The sequence below is a fragment of the Microbaculum mangrovi genome, assembly GCF_051390635.1.
In the GTDB taxonomy this organism is placed as follows: domain Bacteria; phylum Pseudomonadota; class Alphaproteobacteria; order Rhizobiales; family Tepidamorphaceae; genus Microbaculum.
The window spans coordinates 827284-849354 of sequence record NZ_JBPODT010000001.1; the positions used below are offsets into that span (position 1 = coordinate 827284).

A 22071-nucleotide genomic window follows, 5' to 3' on the forward strand; every position below is an offset into this window, starting at 1 on the left:
GTTCGCGGTCTGACGTGGTTCAGCGAACCAGGCTGACGCCACGCACGCCGGCAAGCCTCAGGATGAGCTGCGCCACGAGCAGGAACGCCACGACCGTGGCCATGATGCACACGGCAAAGGCGGCGGCCTGGTTCAGCGCGCCGCGGTCGTCGAGATAAAGCACCGAGACGGCGGCGAGCTGCGTCGACGGCGTGATCAGGAAGATCACCGCCGACAGGGTCACCATCGCGCGCATGAAGAAGAACACGCCGACGCCGAGCACCGTCGGCCAGATCATCGGCAGGATGATCCGCCTCACCGTCGTCGCCTTGGTCGCGCCGAGCGTCGAGGAGGCTTCGTCGAAGGTCGAGGAGATCTGCTTGATGTTGGTCGTCGCGAGCAGGAAGCCCTGCGCGTGGTAGTGATAGAGATTGCAGACGGCGATGATCAGGATCGTATCGTAGATCAGGTAGACCGGCTGACCGGGCGTGTTGAAGGCGAGTATGTAGCCGAGACCGAGCACCATGCCCGGCACCGCCGCCGGCAGGATCGCGAGGAAGTAGACGAACCGCGACGCCCGGTTCGGGAACGCGTGGTTCGCGTAGGCCGCGCCGGTGACGAAGACGACCGACAGCAGCGCCGTGACGATCGCCACGTAGATGCTCGTCCACAACGGCGCGATGCCGTTCTGAACGTCGAACTCGTAGTGACGCAGGGTCAGCGTCAGATTATAGGGCCACAGCCTCACGAAACTCGCGTAGACGACGATCGCGACCAGCGACAGGATCCCGGCGGCGACGACGAGCGAATAGGCGAACCAGGCGAGATCGCGGCCGCGTTGCGGCTTTGGAACCAGCGGCACCGATTGCGAGGTCAGCGATGCGAACTGCCGCCGCGCGATCCATTTCTCGCCCATGACGGCGAGCGCCGCCGGCAACAGCAGGACGACGCCGATCACCGCGCCCATCGCGAAATTCGCCTGACCGGAAACCTGATTGTAGATCTCGACGGCGAGCACCGAGTAGTTGCCGCCGATGACGACAGGATTGCCGAAATCGGTGATGACGATCGTGAAGACCACGAACCCGGCGGAGGCGAGCCCGTAGCGGGTGCCGGGCAGCGTCACGGTCCTGAAGATCCGCCAGGGACCCGCGCCGAGACTTTCCGCGGATTCGTACATACGCGCATCGGCGACCGCGAGCGCGGTGCTCAGGATCAGGAAGGCGTGCGGAAACGCATAGACGACGTCGGCGAAATAGATGCCCCAGAAGCCGTATATGTCGATATCGGTGCCGAACGTGCGGTTGATGAAACCGTTGCGCCCGAGCAGGAACTGCAGGCCGAGCGCCTGCACCAGCGACGGCGAGAACACCGGCAGCAGCGCGACGATCCGGAGCACGGGCTTCAGCGGCATGCAGCTTCGCTGCATCGCGTAGGCGAAACCGTAGGCGAGAACGAGGGTCGTCGCGGTGACGCTCAGGCCCACCTCGAACGTATTGCCGACGATGCCGATGAATCGGGCGTCCGTGAAATAACGGACGAAATTGGCAAGACCGATACCCTCGGGCGTAATGAAGGAATTCTTCAGGATCGCCCAGAGCGGCACCAGCACGAAGACGACGAGCAGCAGGCCGGTCGCCGCGACCATGAACGTGCCGAACACACGGTCGGCGTCCATGGAGCGCGCTGGCGCTTTCGGTACGGCTGTCACGCTCATGCCGGCGCGGCCGCGAGCCGGCAGATGCGGTCGGCGGGCAGATCGAAACGAACCCGGTCCCCGACCGCCAGACGCTTGCGCCGCCCATGCACCTCGATCTCGAGCTCCTGGCCCTTGGTCCCGACGCCGAGCCGCATGGTGTTGCCGAGGAACGCAACCCGATGAACCGTGCCTTCCAGCGATCCGCCATCGGCAAGCGCCACGTGTTCCGGCCGGATGGCCAGGACGGTGCCCTGCTCGGCCGCATCGAGACCCGCGCGCAGATCCGGATCGTCCAGGATGTTCAGCCGGCCGATGAATTCGCCGACGAACCGCGTCTCAGGGCTCCAGTAGAGACCCTCCGCGGTCCCGATCTGTTCGATACGGCCGCCGTTCATGACCACGATGCGGTCGGCCATCTCCATCGCCTCGTCCTGGTCGTGCGTGACCATGATCGTGGTGATGCCGAGCCGCTGCTGCAGCTCGCGGATCTCGCCGCGCAGGGACTCGCGCACCTTGGCGTCGAGGGCCGACAGCGGTTCGTCGAGAAGCAGCACCGCCGGCTCCGGTGCCAGCGCCCGGGCAAGCGCGACACGCTGCTGCATGCCGCCGGAAAGCTCGTGGGGAAGCTTGTCGGCGTGCTGGCCCAGATGAACGACGTCGAGCATCTCGGCGACCCGCGCTTCGATGCGGGCACGGTCCCATTTACGGCACTCGAGGCCGTAGGCGATGTTGCGCGCCACAGTCATGTTGGGAAACAGCGAATAGGACTGGAAGACGACCCCGAAATTGCGCTTGCGGGCCGGAAGGCCGGCAAGATCGTCGCCCTCCAGAAGGATCTCGCCCTCGTCGAGCGTCTCCAGACCCGCGACAAGGCGCAGCAGGGTCGTCTTTCCGCACCCTGACGGACCGAGAAAACAGACGAACTCGCCCTCCGCGAGATCGAGATCGACATGATCGACCGCCACCACGGCGCCGAAGCGCTTGGTGACGTCACGCAAGCTGAGAAACATCACACCCCCTGACCGGAAAGAAAAACGGGGAACGGCGCTGCCGTCCCCCGGGGGCTGATTACTGCTCGTACCGCTTCTGCCATTCCGCGATGATACGGTCGTGGTTCTCGGCGGCCCAGGCGTAGTCGACCTCGAACAGCACCGTGGAGATATCGTCGGGCAGGCCGGCGTTCTTGAACTTCTCCGGCATGTCGCGACCCTGCATGGTCACGATCGACTTCCACTTGTTGTATTCGGCCTCGGCGTTCTTGGAGACGGTCCAGTCGAGGAACTTCTTGGCGTCGTCCTTGTTCTGCGAGGTCTTCATCAGCGCATTGGCCTCGAGCTCGTGGCCGGCGCCCTCGCTCGGGATCACCATGGTGATCGGGTAGCCCTCGTCGATATTCTTGATGGCGCGCAGGGCAAATGAGATGCCGATGGCGAACTCGCCGGCGCTCGCCGCGTTGCACGGCTTCGACCCGGACTTGATGTACTGGTCCATGTTCTTGTCGAGCGCGTCGAGATATTCCCAGCCCTTCTCCTCGCCCATCATCTGCAGGATCGAGGCGACGTGCAGGTAGCCGGTGCCGGAGCTCGCCGGGTTCGGCATGACGAGCTTGCCCTCGTATTCAGGCTTGATCAGGTCCTGCCAGGACGCCGGCATCGGCAGGTTGTCCTTCGCCATCTCCTCGTTGTTGACGCAGAAGGCGCCCATGTAGCCGGTGGTGGCGAACCAGTTGCCGTCCTTGTCGCGGAAGCGCGCCGGCACCTTGTCGATGTCAGCCGGCGAATACGGCTCCAGCATCGCCATGATGCGCGGATCGACCATCGCGGTCGCCGCCCAGCCCCAGATCACGTCGTGCTTCGGATTGTCGGCTTCCGCCAGCATCCGCGCCCGCAGGTCGCCGGTCGAGAGACGCAGGACGTCGACCTCGACGTCGGGCAGGTCCGCCTGCATCGCTTCGAGGAACGCGGCGAGTTCGTCTTCTTCATAGGAAGTGTAGACGGTGATCTTGCCCGCATCCGCGCTGCCGCCGGTGCCCGCGAACAGCATGGCACCGAGCACGAGGCCCGCCGCCGTCCTTGCGACCCGCTTGAAGGTGCCGCGTTGTGCGATAGTCCCGTTCATCTGCTTGTTCTCCCTCTGTCGGCATGCGCGCCAGTCCACACGCTGTGCCCTGTCGCCATAGTGTCACAAAACCGTAACCTGACAAACAGGATCGGCGGGTACCCGCATGTTTGAATGTGCAATTTCGCCATAGCAACCAAACGACAGTGGAATGAAGCCGAATTTCCGGCCTATCGATCGAACACCAGATCGAGCCGCGTGACGGATTTCGGCGCGACGGCGACGGGGCGAAAGTCACCGCGCCGGCCGTCGAGCATCGGCGCCAGTTCATAGCGCCCCGGCCGCAACGGCCAGGCGAAGGAGCCGTTCTCGTTGGTCACGATGGCGATCTCGGGGATCGCTTTCGTCGGCGTATCGAGCGATCGGGCAACGATCACGGCGCCCGGAATCGGCGCGCCGGCCGGCGAACGGACGGTTCCGACGACGCCCGTGCGCAATCCATGCGCCTCCTCCGCCGTCTCGCCAGCTGCTGCCTCGTTGGCGGAGACGGGCTTGTTCTTGTTCGCCATCGCCGACACGCCTCCCGTCAAGATCGCCAGGACGAAGACCAGCGCAAGCGCGACCGCCGGAATGACGCGAGCTTGCCTTGCGTCCCGGAAGCGGGCCGCAGGAGCAATGTCACTGACCGGACGCGAAGGACGCGTCCGATCACGGCTGTCGCTCGATCCCCTCACCGTCTCCATTTCCGAAGGTTCCGGTACACGGCCCTGTTGATCCGCGTGCCGTGATTATTGGTGCTGTAGGGCGGACCATTGTAGGTGCCGTAGGCGTGGATCGCCATGGCGCAAAAGCTATTGCAGCCCCTCTTTCTGCGATAGACCGGCGATCCGCTCATGCCGCCGGTCGTGTCGTTCCGGTAGAACACACGCCGCCGCTCGGTCGCCGTCACGCGCCCCTTGCTGCGCCACATGGTCAGCCGTTTGTCGCCCGGGAATCCGGTGATGATCGTCCGCATCCCGTTGAGGGAACCGCGCTTCCAGAAGAAGCCGAGATACCCCACCGTCTCGCCGATATCGCAGTCGAGCTTGATCGCACCGTAGTCGAAGTCGTCCCGCCCGCGCTTCGCCCAGCCCCTGACGGTATGGAGATTGGTGGCATTGCAGGAACCGTACGGCGTCCTGGACCCGTTCGCACCCGGATAGATCTTGTAGCTCTCCACCGGATAGAAGTCGCCGCCGTCACCCTCGTGAACGCAATGGCCGGCCGTCGCCACGGTGTCCGGGCTCATCAGCCAGCCGGTGCACCGACCAGCGCTGAAAGTCACGAGCGTCACCGCCCGGTTCGGCCAACGCTTGGTCCGGCGAACGCGCCTGCGGGTATCCCTTCCGATGATCGACTCGGTTCCGACCGGCGCCCCCATCGCCTCGAGTGCATTCAGGACCTCGAATTCCTCGTAGGACATCTCCCCGCCCTTCAGGGTCGCGAGCGCATCCTCGATCACCCTGTAGGACAGGCTCTGGGTGTCGCCCCGAAAAGCGGGGATCATCTTTTTCGTCGAGGACGCCGCGTCCAGGGCCTCTGCCCGCACCCGATGATCCCCATTGCTCGAAACGGGATCGTGCAGCGACGCCGCCTCCGCCGCCAACGGAAGGGCCGCGAACGCAACCGCGAGCGTCAGTGCGAATTTGCTGAAAGCCATTGGTCGTCCTTGTTTCGATTGGATCGAACGGTCCGACCGAACGGGTTCACTGCCGATCGCCGTTCCCCTGCCAGCTTGCAGGCGCGGCCATCACGCTCCAATAATCGCATCTGTCCGTCAAGGATATGGGAATAATAAATTCGAACGATCCCGCCATAGTGCAATTTTCACCAGGCAATCAAATGGCCTAGTCGAAATTAAAATTATGAATTTGCGCCGAATATATACAAATCGGAATCAAATTTCGATTACGTGAATTAAAAATACAGACTGATTTTACAAAAGAAAAAGTAAGTATTTCTATAGTAAAATTATTTATACATAAATATTACACCAATATCCAATCAAGACGACATCGCACGCAATCCCCCGAACGGTCAGATATCGGTCCCGCGAAGTATCGGTTTCGCGATCCCATCAGCGACCACAGACGCCGCGCTGCCGCTCTCGCGTGTCGCAAAGCCTTGAAACGGACACCGCCTATTCGCACAGTGGGGGTGATTCGAAACGAGGGGTCCGGAGTGGAAATCATGCGACGCGGAAGTGCGGCGGCAGCGGTCGTGGTTGGCCTGCTCGCCTTGGTCATCGGCGGGCCTGCTTCGGCGGCCAGCTGCCACGGCGGTGCGAGCTTTGCCCAATGGCTGGATGCCTTCCGGGCGGAAGCGGCGCAGCAGGGCATTTCGCAAGCCACGATCAAGTCTGCCCTCTCGGGCGTCCAATACGATCAGTCGGTCGTCAACCGCGACCGCGGCCAGGGTGTCTTCTCGCAAAGCTTCCTGGAGTTCTCCGACCGGATGGTGAATTCCTACCGGCTGCAGAACGGCGCCAAGCACCTGTCGTCCAAGAAACAGATGTTCGATCGCATCGAGCAGCAATACGGCGTGCCGGGCCCCGTCCTTGTCGCCTTCTGGTCGCTGGAGACCGATTTCGGCGCCAACAACGGCGACTTCAGGACGCTGAACGCCCTCGCCTCGCTCGCCTATGATTGCCGCCGCCCGGACCTGTTTCGTGAGCATCTCATGGCCGCGCTCCAGATAATCGATCATGGCGACCTCACCGCGGCCGAGATGCGCGGCGCCTGGGCCGGCGAGCTCGGCCAGACCCAGTTCTTGCCGAAGGACTATATGGAAACGGCCGTCGATTTCGACGGCGACGGCAAGCGCAACCTCATCAAGAGTTCCGCCGACGCGCTTGCCTCCTCCGCCGCCCTTCTCCGCAAGCATGGCTGGCGTCCGGGGGAACCGTGGCTCGAAGAGGTGAAGGTTCCGGCCAACCTGCCCTGGCAGGAGGCCGACATCGCCCTTCAGTACCCGCGCTCGGAGTGGGCCCGCTTCGGCGTCACCCGCATCAACGGCTCCGCATTGCCCGCCGACGGACTGTCGGCCTCGCTGTTGCTGCCGATGGGCAAGGACGGTCCGGCCTTCCTCGCCTACCCCAATTTCCAGGTCTATCTGCAGTGGAACCGGTCGCTGGTCTACGCAACCACGGCGGCCTACCTGGCCACCCGTATGGCCGGCGCGCCGAAGGTCAGCCGGGGCAGCGCGAAGCCCTTCGGCCGCAACGAGACTATCGCATTGCAGAAGGCGCTCAGCGCGCGCGGCTACCACGTCGGCAAGATCGACGGCATCCTCGGCGCCAACACCCGTGCCGCCGTCAAGGCCGAGCAGATTCGTCTCGGCCTGCCCGCTGATTCCTATCCGACGGCGGAGCTGTTGCAGAAGATGCGATAAGGCCAGTCCGCCTCGGCCGGGAAGGTTGAATAGACCGAAGCGCCCAGGTCGCCCGAAGGCCTGTGGGCCTCGCTAGGCGGTCTGGTTCTTCCGGCCGGCGCGCGGCCGGTCACACCGCCACGGGCAGGTCGACGATGCCTTCCTCGCCGAACACGCGGCGATAGCGCTCGATTTCCTCCAGCGGTCCGGTCGCCTTGGTGACGTTGTCGGACAGCTTCACGGCCGGCCGGCCATCGGCTTCGGTCACCTTGCAGACGAGCGAGATCGCCTTCAGCCGCCCGTCGACGCCGCTCGGCGCGCAGCCGCGGAAATCGTTGGTGAGGTTGGTCCCCCAGCCGATCAGCACGTTGACCTTGCCGCGCAGGTAGCGGACCGACTCCTCGATGGAATCGATGTCCATTCCGTCTGACAGGATGACGGCCTTTTCCATCGGGTCCTGGCCGCGCGCCTTCCAGTAGGCGATCAGCTCGTCGGCGGCCTCCAGCGGCGGCTTGGAATCGGGCCGCGCGCCTTTCCAGCGGGCGACCCAGTCGGGCGCGTTGCGCAGGAAGTTGGTCGTGCCGAAACAGTCGGGCAGAACGACCTTGAGATTGCCGTCATACATGCTCGCCCAGTCGCGCAAGACCTGATAGGGCGCGGCGCGCAGCTCCTCGTCGCTGTTGGCGAGCGCTGCATAGACCATCGGCAGCTCGTGGGCGTTGGTGCCGATCGCCTCCAGGCCGAGCTCCATCGCCATCTTGACGTTGGAGGTGCCGGTCAGGTTGTCGTTGACGCCTTCCTTCAGTGCCTCGACGCACCAAAGCTGCCACAGATAGGAATGACGCCGCCGCGTACCGAAATCGCCGACCTTGAGGGGCCCTTCGGCGGCCAGCGCGCGGAGCCGTTCGATCTTGTCCCACAACTTGGCCTTCGCCCGGGCATAGAGCACGTCGAGCTCGAACCGGCTCATACCGCGCACCGCCGCGCGCGAGCGCAGTTCGGTGATGATGGCGAGCGCCGGCACCTCCCACATGGTGACTTCCCGCCATGGCCCCTCGAAGCGCAGCTCGTACTGCCCGTCGCGCTTGATCAGCTCGTATTCCGGCAATTGGAAGTCGGCGAGCCAGGACAGATAGTCGGGATCGAAGATCTGCTTGCGGCCATAGAAGGTGTTGCCGGCGAGCCAGATCAACTCGTTCTTCTCGAACCTCAGCGTCCGGACATGGTCGAGCTGCGCACGGAGTTCGCCCTCGTCGACATCCTCGGCAAGCCGAACCGTCTTGGTCCGGTTGACCAGCGAGAAGGTGACGTTCACGTCCGGATGGAGCCGATGGATCATCGAGCCCATCAGCAATTTGTAGAAGTCGGTGTCGAGAAGCGTCCGCACGATCGGATCGAGCTTCCAGGTGTGATCATGCACCCGTTTGGCTATATCGACCCGCACGACGGTCATGGCATTGTCCCCAAACTCTGTTCGACCGTCGGTCGCCCCGCGGCCGGTTGGCCACGCAGGTATCCCTCGCGGCCGCTTGGCCGCCATAGGACACTAACGCCCCCCTTTCGTGCAAGTCGGTGGTTTCATGGAGGGTATGTGGAAGACGCGGATATCGGCCGGAACGGACCGCCGCATTCGCCGGCGGCCGGGCGTGTCGGACGGGCGCGTCGGACGGGCGCGTCCAGCGGAACGCCGGATAGCCGCGGTTTGCCGGCCGCGGCTTCAAGCCCCTGACGAGAGGGTAGGCGCAGGCGCCCGGGGGCGCCTGCGCGGATGCGACGCGACTAGCGGACCACCAGTTTGATCGGGTCGTCGCTCGGCGGGTCGAAATAGCCGAAGAACGCTTCGACCGCCGCCGGGTCCCCCTCGACCGTGACCGCGCCATCGGCAAGCGCCTGCGGCAAGGTCGTCTCCCCCAGCAGGATCTTGTCGAGGACCGCCTTGGTGGAAACGAAGGTCGCATCGGTTTCCGCCGGAAGCGTGTCGGAATAGACGGCAACGCCGCGACGGATATGCAGCGCGTCTTCCTCGCCGACATCGGTGAACTTGAACCCCACCGACAGATCCGCATCGGCGGCCTTCTGCGGATCGAGATTGACGCGCATGGACTCGATCACCGCGCTTGCCGGGAGCGCCTTGATGATATCCGGCGCCGCGAAGTTCCAGACCTGCGTGTAGTCGAGCTTGTCTTCCAGTTCCAGGGCTCCGCCCAGGGCCAGGCCGCGCCAGTAGATGTTGGGCTGCTGATAGGCCCACTTGCGCATCGCCTCGGCCTTCAGCGCCCGCGCCTCCATGTCGTCGTGGTCGATCCGGATCGGATGGGTGAGGATTTCCATCGCCCAGCCGAAGTCGCCATTGTCGATCGCGGCGCGCGCCCGCTCCAGGATGGTGTCCCGACCGCCCATCGACTCCACGTAGAGCCTGGCCTTCTCCGCGAAGCCCGGCGTGGCGAGCTCGGTCGGATCGGCCTGGTACCAGCCCAGATAGCCGCCGTAGACGTTGCGAACCGAGTGGGCCACCGTTCCGTAGTATTCGCCGAGCCAGGGATCATTCTTCAGGTGCGGCGGCAACTCGATCGCGTCGGCCAGTTCCTCGCGGGTGTAGCCCTTGTTCATCAGGCGCACGGACTGGTCGTGCACATACTGGATCGCGTCGCGATAGTTGGTGATCCGTTCCACGACGAAGTCGTTTCCGACCCACGGACGCATGTGCGAGCCGGAGTAGCTGTCCGACAGTTCGGCGTACTTCAGGAGGTTGTCGACGCCCTGGTACCACTGCACGGGGTCGCGGAACTTGGTGCCGCGCAGCGTGTACATGTTGGGAAAGGACTCGCCCTGGATCGTCTCCGAGCCGTGCAGGTGCTTCAGCTCCGGGAAGTAGATGCCGATCTCGTCTTCGGCATCGCCATACGCGTGGAACAGCACCATCTTGACACCGGCGACCGCGGTTTCCAGTTCGTCCGAGAAGGTGTCGGTCGGCTGCAGGAGCGAAACCGGGCCGACATCGAAGGTCGGGCCCAGCGCCTGGTGCACCCGGCCTTCGGGACCGATCGGCAGCAAGGTCGACGCGAGCGCGGTCCGGATCGACAGGATCGGGCCGACCACGCTGGCGTCGTTGATCAGGAACTCCTCGAACGTGTCGTGCGCGAAGATCCGCACCTTGCCGGACTCGACATCCTCCTCCGTCACGCCAAGCCCCTTGGTGCCGAAGGGGTGGTCGGGGTGGCGGTGCGTATAGATCACAGCCTTGATCGGCTTGTCGGTGATCGTGCGGAAGTCGGCCATCACCTCCTTGGCGAAGGTATCGTTCTCGCCGGAATCGATGATGATCACGCCGTCGTCGCCGACCACCATCGTCGTGCTGGTGATGCCGTAGCCGACCGCGACATAGACCTTGTCCTTCACGGGCATGTAGACGCCCCGGCCCATCTGCCGGGCGAAGGCGGTCTGTTCGGGATGGATTGTCGGGCCCGCCTGCGTATAAGCAAGATTGTCGCCACGATCGAGCACCAACGGAGCGAGATTCGTCTTGTACCCGTCGTACTTCGCCTCGATCTTGGCGACCTCCGACTCGTCTGCCGAAACCGGCGACGCCACCAAGACCGCGCAGGCAAGCGCCAGTCCTGCCGCGGACCGTGTCATCACCAGGGACAGCGAACGCTGCATGCTGATATCCTGTTTTGTCATCGTACAATCTCCAATCGGCTCGCGCCTGCATGGACGCTCCGGCCGGGCCGGAGCGCCATTCCGTAGTCCTGTCCCAAAAAGCGAAAAGCTGCTTAGCTGCGCGACCCTACTGCGTGCGGCCGGCGACAACTTGCCATTTTACGCCACGTCAACTAGTTAGTCGGCATGGGTAGATCGATGACAGCGATGACATCGGTAAGGGGGATGGGGCCCCTGCCCGCTCTTGTCGAGGAACGCGAAGGCACCCGCACGCTGCAGCGTCTCTTCGACGAAATCGACCTTCCGCTCTCCATCATCTCCGAAGCCAACCACAGGCTGCCGCTCGCCGATCTGATCGACCTGTTCGAATACGCCGCCCGGCGGACGGGCGACCCGTTGTTCGGCCTCACGGTGGGGACGACCATGGGGGGCAAATTCGGAAAATGGGTCGACTATGCGCGTTCGGCGCCGACGCTCGGGGGGCACCTCGAAAGGGCCTCGCGAACGTTGCGCTACCACCAGTCCGGTACGCGCCTGGCCCTCACTGTCCGCGGAGATGTCGCGAAGTACGCCTATCATATCCCGGTCCGGCCAGCGCACGGCGCGCGCCAGCACCTGGAGCACACGATCCCGGCGTTGCTGTCGAGCTTCCGGCATTACTGCGGCGAGAGCTGGAAACCGCTTCGCATCGAAGTCGGCTATGGCGGCGACGCGCGGCTGTCGGCGGTGGAGGAAGCCCTCGGCATTCCCATCACGGCCAATCGCGGCGCGCTCGCTATCGTCTTCCCGGCCGCCGACCTTGCGCGCGCCCTGCTCGATAGGTCGAGCTGCCATTCGCTGGTCACACTGCATGACCTGAGAGCCATGATCCGTCAGCGGCCTCCAAGCGATGTCGCCGGCATCGTCGCGGATATTGCCGGCACGCGGCTCCTAGAGGGCCTCACCGATATAGAGGGCGTCGCCGGCCGCATGGGCCTTGCGGTCAGGACCCTGCAGCGACGACTGCACGAACAGGGCTGCACTTACCGCGACATCCTCGCGCAAACGCGCCTCGACCGGGCCCGGCATCTGCTGGCGGAAACCGAGCAGCCGGTGACCGATATCGCCCTGTGCCTGGGCTACGAGGAGCCGGCCCACTTCACGCGCGCCTTCCGGCGGGCCACCGACATGGCGCCGCGAACCTACAGGAGAATGACGGTCCGCGTCTGAGCCCTCAGGCGATCGTGACCCCGCCGTCCGCGACGATCACCTGTCCGGTGATGAAGCTCGCCGCCGGAGATGCCAGGAACGCGGCGACGGGCCCGATTTCTTCGGGCTGCCCGATGCGTCGCAGCGGGGTCGTGGCGGTGCGCAGCTTGAGGTTCTCCTCGTCCTCCCACAAGGCACGGGCGAAGTCGGTCTTGATGAGGCCCGGCGCGATGCAGTTCACGCGCACGTTCTTCGGCCCCCATTCGACGGCGAGATTGCGGGCCAGCGCGAAGTCGGCGGCCTTCGAGATGCCGTAGGCGCCGATCACCGGTGTGCCGCGCATGCCGCCGATCGAGGAGACGATGATCATCGCGCCGCCGCCGCGCTCCGCCATTTCCGGCAGCACATGGTTGGCGAACCAGATGTTGGCCTTGACGTTGGAATTCATGATCTTGTCGAAGGCGTCGTCGCTCAGCGTCGAGAGCGGACCGTAGTGCGGATTGACCGCTGCGTTCGACACCATGATGTCGATCCTGCCCCAATGCGCCCGCGTCGCGGCGACGAGCGCGTCGACGTCCTCGCGGCGCGACACGTTGCACGGCACCACCAGCGCCTCCCCGCCGCCCGCGCGGATCTCGGCTGCGACCGCCTCGCAGGCGTCCTGCTTGCGGCTCGAGATCACCACCCGGGCGCCAAGCGCCGCCATCGTTTCCGCGATCGACTTGCCGATGCCCTTGCTGGAGCCGGTGACAATCGCGACCTGGCCGTCGAGGCGGAAAGGATCGGGCGGGCTCATCTCGTCCTCCTGTTTCGATCGGACCATGCGGGCTGGTCCGAATGCGTCCGCCGCAGATCATCGATCGCATTCCCCGTTGAATGCGGCATTGGTTGGCGGCTAACTATTTTCAGACTTGTACAGGCACGGAGCGTCGGTGGACCCATGCAGCGCCAGTTAGTCCTGAACGGAAACCCCATGGAAGAAATCGTCGGCTTCGCACGCGCCGTGCGGGTCGGGCCGTATATCTGCATCGGCGGTACCGCACCCGTCGACGCCGAGGGAAAGACCGTCGGTCTCGGCAATGCCGGCCGCCAGGCGGAGCGGTGCTTCGAGATCGCCGACGACGCGCTGCGGCGGGCCGGATCCGGATGGGAGCACGTTGTCCGCACGCGCCTCATGCTGACCGACATCGACGACTGGAAGGCCGTGGTCGACGCCCGCAAGAAATACTGCCGTTTGTCCAAACCGGTCGACACGATCATGCAGGTAAGCCGCTTCGTGAATCCGGAATGGCTCGTGGAGATCGAGGTCGATGCCGTCGTGGCGGACCTCTGAGATCCCCGTGCCGGCCCCCCTTCGGGACCGCGATCATGCCGCGATCAGGCTGCCGGCGTCGGCAACCCTGGCCAGGTGATACTCCGCGTTGCCGAAGGTCGCGTCGATCGTGGTTGCCCGCTTGAAGTAGTGGCCGACCTTGAATTCCATCGTCATGCCGACGCCGCCGTGCAGCTGGATCGCGTTCTGGCCGACGGACCTGGCCGAGCGGCCGACCTGCACCTTGGCTGCGGACACGGCGCGACGGCGCGCCTGTGCGTTATCGCCGTGAGCCATCATCGTCGCGAACATCGTCATTGACCGCGCCTGCTCGAGATCGATGAACATGTCGGCCGCGGCGTGTTGCAGAACCTGGAAGTTGCCGATCGGCACACCGAACTGCTTGCGCATCTTCAGGTACTCGACCGTGAGCTGGTGCATCTCCTCGAGCCCGCCGACGGCCTCGGCGCACAACGCCGCGATCGCCTCGTCGACGGCACGCTCGACCAGCGGCAGCCCGCCTTCCGGATCGCCGATCACGGCTTCCGGCCCGACTCGCACGTTTTCGAACATGACGTCCGCGGCCCGGTGCCCGTCCTGGGTCATGTAGCCCCGTCGCGAAACGCCCGGCGCCGAGGCGTCGACCAGGAATACGCCGATCCCATCCGTGTCGCGCCGGTCGCCGGCGGTGCGCGCCGTAACGATCAGCCTGTCCGCGCTGTCGCCATGCAGAACGACGCCCTTGGCCCCGTCGATCACCCAGCCCCCGCCATCGGCGCGCGCCGAGGTCGCGACATCGAACAGGTCATAGCGCGACTGACGTTCGGTCTGCGCCAGCGCGAGCTTCAGGCTTCCCTCCGCGATCTGCGGAACGAGATCGGCCTTCTGGTCCTCGCTGGCACCGTGGCGCAGGACGCCGCCCGACAGGATCACGGTCGAGAAATACGGCTCGACGACGAGCCCCTTCCCGAACGCCTCCATGACGATCATCGTCTCGACCGGCCCCCCGTCCATGCCGCCGTGGTCGGACGAGAACGGCAGCGCCAGCAGGCCGAGTTCGGCATATCGCGCCCACATGTCGGGGCTCCAGCCCGGCTCGCCGCCAAGCCACGTGTTGCGCGTCTCGAAGTCGTAGCGGTCGGCCAGCAGGCGCTCCACGCTTTCCTTCAAAAGCCGCTGCTCGTCGTTCAGATCGAAATCCATCTAGCCTGCTCGCTCCCTGGGCGTTCCTGGCCCATCCTCCATGACGCGGCCGCGCCGCGTCATGGAGGATGGGAACCGTGTTTTCGGTGATCCTCGTGGTGTGGGGCGCGTCCCGGACCGCGGTCGATGAGCGCGCCGTCCCGCCATCGGCACTAGAGCCCGAGGATCGCCTTGACGATGATGTTCTTCTGGATCTCGTTCGAGCCGCCGTAGATCGAGACCTTGCGCCAGTTGAAGTACGTCGGCGCGGCGGTATCGGCCCAGTCCGGCCCGACCTGCATCTCGTTCGACCCCTCGCCGAGCCCGTCGCCGAAGGGCAGCGCAAACGGCCCGACCACGTCCATCATCAGTTCCGTCGTCGCCTGCTGGATCTGCGAGCCCTTGATCTTGAGGATCGAGGACGCCGGATCCGGTTTTCCCGTGTTGCCGCGCTTGGCGTCGGCCGCGACGACCCGCAGTTGCGTCATCTCCAGCGCCGTCAGCTCGATCTCGGTCGCCGCCAGCTTCTCGCGGAACCACGGCGCTTCGATCAGCGGACGGTCGCCGTCGCTGACCTGGGCGGCGAGCTGGCGGATGCGTTCGAGCCTCTGTTTCGAGACGCCAACGCGGGCGATGTTGGTGCGTTCGTTGCCGAGCAGAAACTTGGCGTAGTCCCAGCCCCGGTTCTCCTCGCCGACCAGGTTCTCGACAGGCACCCGCACATCGTCGAAGAACACCTCGTTGACCTCGTGGCCGCCGTCGATCGTCTGGATCGGGCGCACCGTGATGCCCGGCGTCTTCATGTCGATCAGCAGGAACGAGATGCCCTGTTGCTTCTTCGGTGCGTCGGGATCGGTGCGCACCAGGCAGAAGATCCAGTCGGCGTACTGGGCCAGCGTCGTCCATGTCTTCTGGCCGTTGACCACGTAGTGATCGCCGTCGCGTTTCGCCGACGTTCGCAGCGAGGCAAGGTCCGACCCCGAGCCTGGCTCTGAAAAGCCTTGGCACCACCAGTCGTCGATATTGGCGATGCGCGGCAGGAAATGCGCCTTCTGTCGCTCGTTGCCGAAGGTGTAGATGACCGGACCGACCATGTAGACGCCGAACTGCAGTGGCGACGGCGCGGGCGTGCGCTGCAGTTCCTCGACGAAGAGGTACTGTTTCATCGGCCCCCAGCCGGTGCCGCCATACTCGACCGGCCAGTGCGGCACGGCCCAACCCTTCGCGTTGAGGATGCGCTGCCAGGTGACGATGTCCTCTTTCTCGATGTGCCGCCCCTCCGTCATCTTCTTGTGGATGTCGGCCGGCAGCGCTTCGCGGAAGAAGGTGCGCACCTCGTCGCGGAACGCGGTTTCCTCGGGCGTGAATGCGAGATCCATATCGGCGCTCAGCTGTTGATTTCGAACAGGCCGGCAGCTCCCATGCCGCCGCCGACGCACATGGTGACGACGACACGTTTGGCGCCGCGCCGCTTGCCCTCGATCAGGGCATGGCCGGCGAGCCGCGCGCCCGACATGCCATAGGGATGGCCAAGCGCGATGGCGCCGCCGTCGACATTGAGCTTGTCGGGATCGATCCCGAGCTTGTCGCGGCAGTACAGCACCTGCACGGCGAAGGCCTCGTTCAATTCCCACAGATCGATGTCGTCGACCGTCAGGCCATGACGCTCGAGAAGGCGCGGCACCGCGAAGACCGGCCCGATACCCATCTCGTCGGGTTCGCAGCCGGCGGCGACGAAACCGCGGAAGGTGCCGAGCGGCTCGAGCCCGCGCTGCTCGGCGAGTTTCGAATCCATCAGCACCGAGGCCGACGCGCCGTCGGAAAGCTGGCTGGCATTGCCCGCGGTGATCGTCTTGCCCTCGCCGCGCACGGCCTTGAGCCCCGCCAGGCCTTCGGCGGTCGACTCCGGCCGTGGCCCCTCGTCGCGGTCGACCGTGACCTCGCGCTTGGAGGTTTCCCCCGTCGCCTTGTCGACGACCACCATGGTCGTCGTGATCGGCGCGATCTCGTCGGTGAAGCGGCCACCCTGCATTGCAGCGGCCGTCCGTTTCTGGCTTTCGAGCCCATAGGCATCCTGCTCCTCGCGGGCGATGCCATAGCGCTCGGCCACCACCTCCGCCGTGTCGATCATCGGCAGGTAGACCTCCGGCTTCATGTCGATCAGCGCCTGGTCGAACTCGTGGAAGGTGTTGCGGTGGTCGTTCTGCACGAGGCTGATCGATTCCACGCCACCACCGACGCCTACCGCCATGCCGTCATGGATGATCGAGCGGGCGATCGTCGCGATCGCGTTGAGGCCCGACGAGCACTGCCGGTCGATCGTCGAGCCCGCCACCGTCACCGGCAGGCCGGCGCGCAGCAGGGCCCGGCGGGCGACATTGCCGCCCGTCGTGCCTTCCTGCATGGCACAGCCCATCACCACGTCCTCGACTTCGGCGGGATCGATGCCGGCCCGCTCGACGGCCGAAGCGATCGCATGGCCGGCGAGCGTCGGCCCGTCGGTGTCGTTGAGCCCGCCGCGATAGGCCTTGCCGATCGGCGTGCGGGCTGTGGAGACGATGACGGCTTCGCGCATTGGCATGGTCCTCGATTGACGTTTCAGTTGCTATTCGATTTGGCGGTGACCTTGCGCCGCTCTTCGTCACGCAGCGCCGTCTTCAGCAGCTTGCCGACGGGACTGCGCGGCAGCGCGTCGCGGATCTCCAGATACTGCGGCATCTCGTGCTTGCCGACCTTGTCGGCGAGGAACTGCCGCAGCGCGTCGAGATCCAGGTCGTCGGCGCCCTCGCGCAGTGCCACGAACGCCTTCGCCGCCTCGCCGCGGTAGTTGTCGGGCACACCGATGACCATCACTTCGGCGACCGAAGGGTGCTCGTAGATCGCCTGCTCGACCATCTGGGGATAGACGTTGAACCCGCCCGAGAGGATCATGTCCTTCTTGCGGTCGACGATGTAGAAGTACCCGTCCTCGTCCATCGAGCCGATGTCGCCCGTCAGGAAATATCCGTCGACGAAGGCGGCTTCCGTCTCCTCGGGCCGGTTCCAGTAGCCGCGCGTGACGTTCGGCCCCTTGATCCGGATTTCACCGACTTCGCCCGGCTCGAGCACGCGCACGGGATCGTCGATAGCGACGATGTTCAATTCGATACCCGGCATCGGCAGTCCGATGGAACCCGGCTTGGCCGCCCCGGTCGCCGGCAGGTTCGTGCCGGCGGGCGAGGTTTCCGTCATGCCCCAGCCGCCGAGCAGTTTGTGGCCTGTCAGGTTCGCGAAGCGCCGTGCAACGTCCACCGGAAGCGGCGCACCGCCGGAGCCGCAATAGCGCAGGGACGACAGATCGCGATCTTCGATGCCCGGCGAATTGACCAGCGCGATCCACATGGTCGGCACGCCAAGAAACACCGTGGCACGCAGATCCTCGATATCGCGCAGCGTCGTGTCGACGTCGAACCTCAGCCGCAGCAGGATTTCGTTCCCGGCCTTGATCTGGCGCAGGAGTATCGTGGTCAGCGCATAGATATGAAACAGCGGCAGGACGCAGATCACGCGGTCCTCGCCCGGCACCGACAGGTTCTGACCGTTGAACCACGTCTCGTAGATCGACGTCGCGGCGGTCAGGTTCGCGTGCGAAAGAATGGCGCCCTTGGGCAGGCCCGTCGTGCCGCCGGTATATTGCAGGACCGCGATATCGGAGCGCGCGATTTTCGGCCAGGCCTCCGGCGGCTGCGCTCCGCGCACATAGTCCGACCACCGGACGATCCTCGGGTCGGATGGAATCGGTTCGACGGGTATCGGCGGCGCGCCCCACGCGGCATCCACGCCAACGACGATCCGGTCCAGATGGCCGGCCTCGAGCAGCGTGATCGCCATCGGGAGCATGGTCCCGATATCGGTCGTCACCAGGATGCGGGCGCCACTGTCCTGAAGTTTGTGGGCAAGCTCCCGCTCGGCATCGAGCGGGCTCAGCATGACCAGCCGCGCCCCCGCCTTGAGACCGCCGAAGAACGCGATCGGATGGAACGGCGAGTTGGGAAGATAGATCGCGATCGTGGTATCGCGACCGACCCCGGCGCGCAGGAACCCGGCGGCGGCGGTGTCGACCCACTTGGACAGCGCGTCGTAGGTGACGTCGACGCCGCGGTACTCGATCGCCCGCCGCGGACCGAAATCCGCGGCGGCCGTGTCGAACAGCTTAGGAATGGTGGAGGTATGAATCGGAGCGTCCCAGGAAACGCCTGGCGGGTAGGATCTCTCCCAGGCGAAGGGACGCTTCGTCATGCCGTCCGTTCTTTGTCCTTGCCGTAGGCCGCGAAGGTCGATCCTTCATCGGCGAGGCGATCGAGCAGCGGCGCCGGCTTCAGGGCCGCGTTGCCGGAAACCTCGGCGTAATGGGCGAGACGGTCTCGGACATGCTTCAGCCCGACCTGATCGGCGTAGAACATCGGACCGCCGCGCCAGACCGGGAAACCGTATCCGTTGACCCAGACGACGTCTATATCGCCGGGCCGCTGGGCGACGCCCTCGTCGAGGATCTTCGCCCCCTCGCTGATCATCGGATAGATCAGCCGCTCGACGATTTCCTCGTCGCCAATCTCGCGACGTTCGATCCCGTGCCTGGCCGCCGTCTCCACGATCAGCGCCTCGACTTCCGGGTCGGGACTGCCGGCGCGGGCGCCCTTCTCGTAGATATAGAAGCCGCGGCCGGTCTTCTGGCCGAAGCGGCCCATCTCGCACAGGGCATCGGCGATGTCCGCCTTGCCGCCATCGGCCGTCGCGCCCATCTGCTTGCGGATGCGCCAGCCGATATCGAGACCGGCGAGGTCGCCCATGGCGAACGGCCCCATCGGAAAGCCGAAGCCGGTGATCGCCTTGTCGACCTGTTGCGGCGTCGCGCCCTCCAGCAGCAGACGCTCGGTTTCGAGCGAGCGGGCGCGCAGCATGCGATTGCCGACGAAGCCGAAGCAGACGCCGACGACAACCGGCACCTTCTTGATCTTGCGCCCGACATCGATCGCGGTCGCCAGCACCTCCGGCGCCGTCTCCGCGCCGCGCACGATCTCCAGCAGCTTCATCACGTTCGCCGGGCTGAAGAAATGCGTACCGAGCACGGAGCTCGGGCGCTTCGTCATGTTCGCGATAGCGTTGACGTCGAGATAGGAGGTATTGGTGGCCAGAACCGCCGTCGGCTTGGCGATCTCGTCGAGCTTAGAGAAGATCTGCTTCTTGATATCCATTTCCTCGAACACCGCCTCGATGATGAGGTCGGCGTCCGCGACGTCGTTCATATCGGTGCTGCCGGTCAGCAGGCTCATGCGCTGCTTGACGTCGGCCTCGGTCATCCGTCCGCGCGACACCGAGATGTTGTAGTTCTTCTCGATCGTGCCGAAGCCGCGATCCAGCGCCTCCTGCGAGGTCTCGACGATGGTGACCGGGATGCCGGCATTGGCGAAGTTCATCGAAATGCCGCCGCCCATGGTTCCGGCACCGATGACGGCGACCTTCTCGACCGTGCGCGGTTTCGTGCCCTTCGGCATGTCGAGCACCTTGGCGGCCTGGCGCTCGGCGAAGAATAGGTGGCGCTGCGCCTTCGACTGATCGCCGGCCACGAGCTTCATGAACGCATCGCGCTCGCGCTTCAGGCCTTCCTCGAACGGCAGCTCGAACGACAGCTTCACCGCCTCGACGCAGGCGTGCGGCGCCTCGAGCCCGCGCGCCCGCGCGGTCAGCTTGGCGGCCGCCTCGTTGAACGCCGTCGGATCGGCCTTGACGTCGGCCAGCTTGTCGTCGCGATCGCTGACGCGAACCGGTTCCTTGCCTTCGGCACCGACCTTTTTCGCCAGCACAACGGCCGCCTGCGTCAGGTCTCCGGTGGCGATCTCGTCGATCGCGCCGAGCTTAAGGGCTTTCTCGGCGGCGACAGGATCGCCGCTGACGATGATCTTCAGGGCCTCGATCGCGCCGATGAGGCGCGGCAGGCGCTGCGTGCCCCCGGCACCGGGAAGGATGCCGAGCTTCACCTCCGGAAGTCCGACCCGCGTGCCGGGCGCCGCGATGCGATGATGACAGCCGAGCGCGACCTCGAAGCCGCCTCCGAGCACGGTGCCGTGCAGCGCGGCGACGACCGGCTTCGGCATCGCCTCGATGGCATTGATCATCTCGATCAGGGCCGGCGGCTGCGGCGGCTTGCCGAATTCCGTGATGTCGGCGCCGGCCGAAAAGGTGCGGCCTGCGCAAGCCAGCACGATCGCCTTGACGTCCGCCTCGTCGCGCAACGCTGCCATCGCGTCGAAAACGCCCTTGCGCACCGCATGGCTCAAGGCGTTGACCGGCGGATTGTCGATCGTCACGACGGCGACGTCGCCGTCCCTGGTTACGCTTACGACGTCGCTCATCAAAGTCTCCACTGAATCTCGGTTGGGCACATACACCGGCACTTGCCGGCCTCAGCCGTCCCAACTAAGCGAACGTCGTTCCCCTCGCAAGCACCCCTCCCCGTCCGCCCCGGAAACGGGACAATAGAACGCGCCAAGGTCATGTCCTTCCGGATGCTCATTTCGCTGTGCGAAATTAGATTTTACAAATTGACCTGAACGCTAGAAACTGTTGCACTGCTTGTCAACGTAGGGGACAGGACAACGTGACAGGGCCGGGCAGCACCAGGAACGCGGGACCGATCGACGAGCCCGGACCCGTCGCGCCGGAGCACGACCGCAAATTCGTCGTCGCGCTGGCGCGCGGCCTGGAAGTGATGCGGGTTTTCCGTGCGCGTGACGGCCTGCTCGGCAATGCCGAGATCGCCGAGCGTACGGGTTTGCCCAAGCCGACCGTCTCCCGGCTGACCTATACGCTGACCAGGCTCGGCTACCTCGTCCACGTTCCGCGCTTCAACAAGTACCAGCTCGCGCCGGCCGCGATGGCGCTCGGCTACACCGCGCTTGCCCATATCGGCATCCGCCACATCGCCCGCCCCTACATGCAGGGCCTGGCCGACTACGCCACGGCCTCGGTCGCGCTCGGCGCGCGTGACCGGCTTGCCGTCATCTACGTCCAGCACTGCCTGTCGAGTTCGATCCAGCAGGCCCGCCTCGATGTTGGCTCACGTATTCCGATCGCGACCACCGCCATCGGCCGCGCGCTGATTTCCGTGATGCCGGACGAGGAACGCGGAGAGTTGTTCGAACGCCTCGCCGAGCGAGCCGGTGACGATTGGCCGGAAATGCGCGACGGCATAGACAGGGCGATGACGGAGATCCGCAAGCACGGCTTCACCTGGTCCGTGGGCGAATGGATCGAGGACGTCAACGGCGTCGCCGCACCGATCGTCATGCCCGACGGTTCGGGTGTTTATGCGTTCAATTGCGGAGCGCCATCCTATAGCCTGTCCCGGGACAGGCTGGTGAACGACATCGGACCGCGCCTTCTGGAAATGGTGCGGACGGTGGAATCGATCTTGAGTGGTCGCGCAGACGGCCTCGACGATGAAGAAAACTATCGCACACCCGTCTTCCAGGGAGGAACGCGTGCCCAATCCAGCGCGGGAGGCCGTAGCGCGCGCCGTCGGCGCAGCTGACTACGTTGCGTCACG

General features: G+C 65.1%; 17 protein-coding genes. 4 read left to right on the forward strand and 13 right to left on the reverse strand.

From position 1 onward, the window contains the following. Positions 1 to 19: 19 nt before the first annotated feature. The 5 genes from ACSF9G_RS03990 to ACSF9G_RS04010 form a co-directional block, all read right to left on the reverse strand. Positions 20 to 1696 carry an ABC transporter permease subunit gene (locus tag ACSF9G_RS03990; RefSeq protein WP_436638581.1) on the reverse strand — a complete coding sequence of 559 codons (1677 nt, stop codon included), beginning with the start codon at positions 1694 to 1696 and terminating at the stop codon, positions 20 to 22. Next, positions 1693 to 2688 (reverse strand): ABC transporter ATP-binding protein, encoded by a 996-nt coding sequence (locus ACSF9G_RS03995; RefSeq protein WP_436638583.1) that lies wholly within the window; start codon positions 2686 to 2688, stop codon positions 1693 to 1695. Before ACSF9G_RS03995 ends, ACSF9G_RS03990 begins: the two co-directional genes overlap by 4 nt. Before the next feature lie 58 nt (positions 2689 to 2746). After that, positions 2747 to 3796, reverse strand: a complete 1050-nt coding sequence (locus tag ACSF9G_RS04000; protein WP_436638585.1) for an ABC transporter substrate-binding protein — start codon at positions 3794 to 3796, stop codon at positions 2747 to 2749. A gap of 170 nt (positions 3797 to 3966) precedes the next feature. After that, positions 3967 to 4305, reverse strand: coding sequence for a carboxypeptidase-like regulatory domain-containing protein (locus ACSF9G_RS04005; RefSeq protein WP_436638588.1), 339 nt, complete (start codon positions 4303 to 4305; stop codon positions 3967 to 3969). A gap of 161 nt (positions 4306 to 4466) precedes the next feature. Continuing rightward, positions 4467 to 5435 (reverse strand): trypsin-like serine peptidase, encoded by a 969-nt coding sequence (locus tag ACSF9G_RS04010; protein WP_436638590.1) that lies wholly within the window; start codon positions 5433 to 5435, stop codon positions 4467 to 4469. A 530-nt stretch (positions 5436 to 5965) separates the two neighbouring features. Here ACSF9G_RS04010 and ACSF9G_RS04015 point away from each other — a divergent pair. Then, a complete protein-coding gene (locus ACSF9G_RS04015) occupies positions 5966 to 7165 on the forward strand; it encodes a lytic murein transglycosylase (RefSeq protein WP_436638592.1) in 1200 nt (399 codons plus the stop codon). Positions 7166 to 7274: 109 nt separating this feature from the next. Here the strand turns inward: ACSF9G_RS04015 and ACSF9G_RS04020 are convergent, their stop codons facing one another. Both ACSF9G_RS04020 and ACSF9G_RS04025 read right to left on the reverse strand, forming a co-directional pair. Beyond that, positions 7275 to 8597, reverse strand: a complete 1323-nt coding sequence (locus ACSF9G_RS04020; RefSeq protein WP_436638594.1) for a nicotinate phosphoribosyltransferase — start codon at positions 8595 to 8597, stop codon at positions 7275 to 7277. A 326-nt stretch (positions 8598 to 8923) separates the two neighbouring features. Further along, positions 8924 to 10825 (reverse strand): alkyl/aryl-sulfatase, encoded by a 1902-nt coding sequence (locus ACSF9G_RS04025; protein WP_436638617.1) that lies wholly within the window; start codon positions 10823 to 10825, stop codon positions 8924 to 8926. Between the two features lie 177 nt (positions 10826 to 11002). On the opposite strand from ACSF9G_RS04025, the gene ACSF9G_RS04030 reads away from it, so the two are divergent. Next, positions 11003 to 12013, forward strand: a complete 1011-nt coding sequence (locus ACSF9G_RS04030) for a helix-turn-helix transcriptional regulator (protein WP_436638626.1) — start codon at positions 11003 to 11005, stop codon at positions 12011 to 12013. A gap of 4 nt (positions 12014 to 12017) precedes the next feature. Here the strand turns inward: ACSF9G_RS04030 and ACSF9G_RS04035 are convergent, their stop codons facing one another. Continuing rightward, the gene (locus tag ACSF9G_RS04035; RefSeq protein ID WP_436638635.1) at positions 12018 to 12815 is read right to left on the reverse strand and encodes an SDR family NAD(P)-dependent oxidoreductase; all 798 of its coding nucleotides are present in this window, start codon (positions 12813 to 12815) and stop codon (positions 12018 to 12020) included. Positions 12816 to 12965: 150 nt separating this feature from the next. Here ACSF9G_RS04035 and ACSF9G_RS04040 point away from each other — a divergent pair, with 150 nt between their 5' ends. Next, positions 12966 to 13325, forward strand: coding sequence for a Rid family hydrolase (locus ACSF9G_RS04040; protein ID WP_436638637.1), 360 nt, complete (start codon positions 12966 to 12968; stop codon positions 13323 to 13325). Positions 13326 to 13358: 33 nt separating this feature from the next. Here ACSF9G_RS04040 and ACSF9G_RS04045 read toward each other — a convergent pair whose 3' ends face one another. The 5 genes from ACSF9G_RS04045 to ACSF9G_RS04065 all read right to left on the reverse strand — a co-directional run bounded on the left by ACSF9G_RS04045 (position 13359) and on the right by ACSF9G_RS04065 (position 20878). After that, positions 13359 to 14507, reverse strand: a complete 1149-nt coding sequence (locus tag ACSF9G_RS04045; protein ID WP_436638639.1) for an acyl-CoA dehydrogenase family protein — start codon at positions 14505 to 14507, stop codon at positions 13359 to 13361. A 152-nt stretch (positions 14508 to 14659) separates the two neighbouring features. Then, complete coding sequence (pimC, locus tag ACSF9G_RS04050) at positions 14660 to 15865, reverse strand: pimeloyl-CoA dehydrogenase large subunit (RefSeq protein WP_436638641.1); 1206 nt, start codon at positions 15863 to 15865, stop codon at positions 14660 to 14662. Between the two features lie 8 nt (positions 15866 to 15873). Beyond that, positions 15874 to 17061 carry an acetyl-CoA C-acyltransferase gene (locus tag ACSF9G_RS04055; protein WP_436638643.1) on the reverse strand — a complete coding sequence of 396 codons (1188 nt, stop codon included), beginning with the start codon at positions 17059 to 17061 and terminating at the stop codon, positions 15874 to 15876. Positions 17062 to 17084: 23 nt separating this feature from the next. Then, positions 17085 to 18764, reverse strand: coding sequence for a dicarboxylate--CoA ligase PimA (pimA, locus tag ACSF9G_RS04060; RefSeq protein WP_436638645.1), 1680 nt, complete (start codon positions 18762 to 18764; stop codon positions 17085 to 17087). Further along, a complete protein-coding gene (locus ACSF9G_RS04065; RefSeq protein ID WP_436638647.1) occupies positions 18761 to 20878 on the reverse strand; it encodes a 3-hydroxyacyl-CoA dehydrogenase NAD-binding domain-containing protein in 2118 nt (705 codons plus the stop codon). The genes pimA and ACSF9G_RS04065 overlap by 4 nt, the downstream gene beginning before the upstream one ends. A gap of 245 nt (positions 20879 to 21123) precedes the next feature. Between ACSF9G_RS04065 and ACSF9G_RS04070 the strand changes: the two genes are divergently transcribed. Then, positions 21124 to 22056: an IclR family transcriptional regulator gene (locus ACSF9G_RS04070; RefSeq protein ID WP_436638649.1), complete on the forward strand. Its 933-nt coding sequence runs from the start codon at positions 21124 to 21126 to the stop codon at positions 22054 to 22056. Positions 22057 to 22071: the final 15 nt, after the last annotated feature.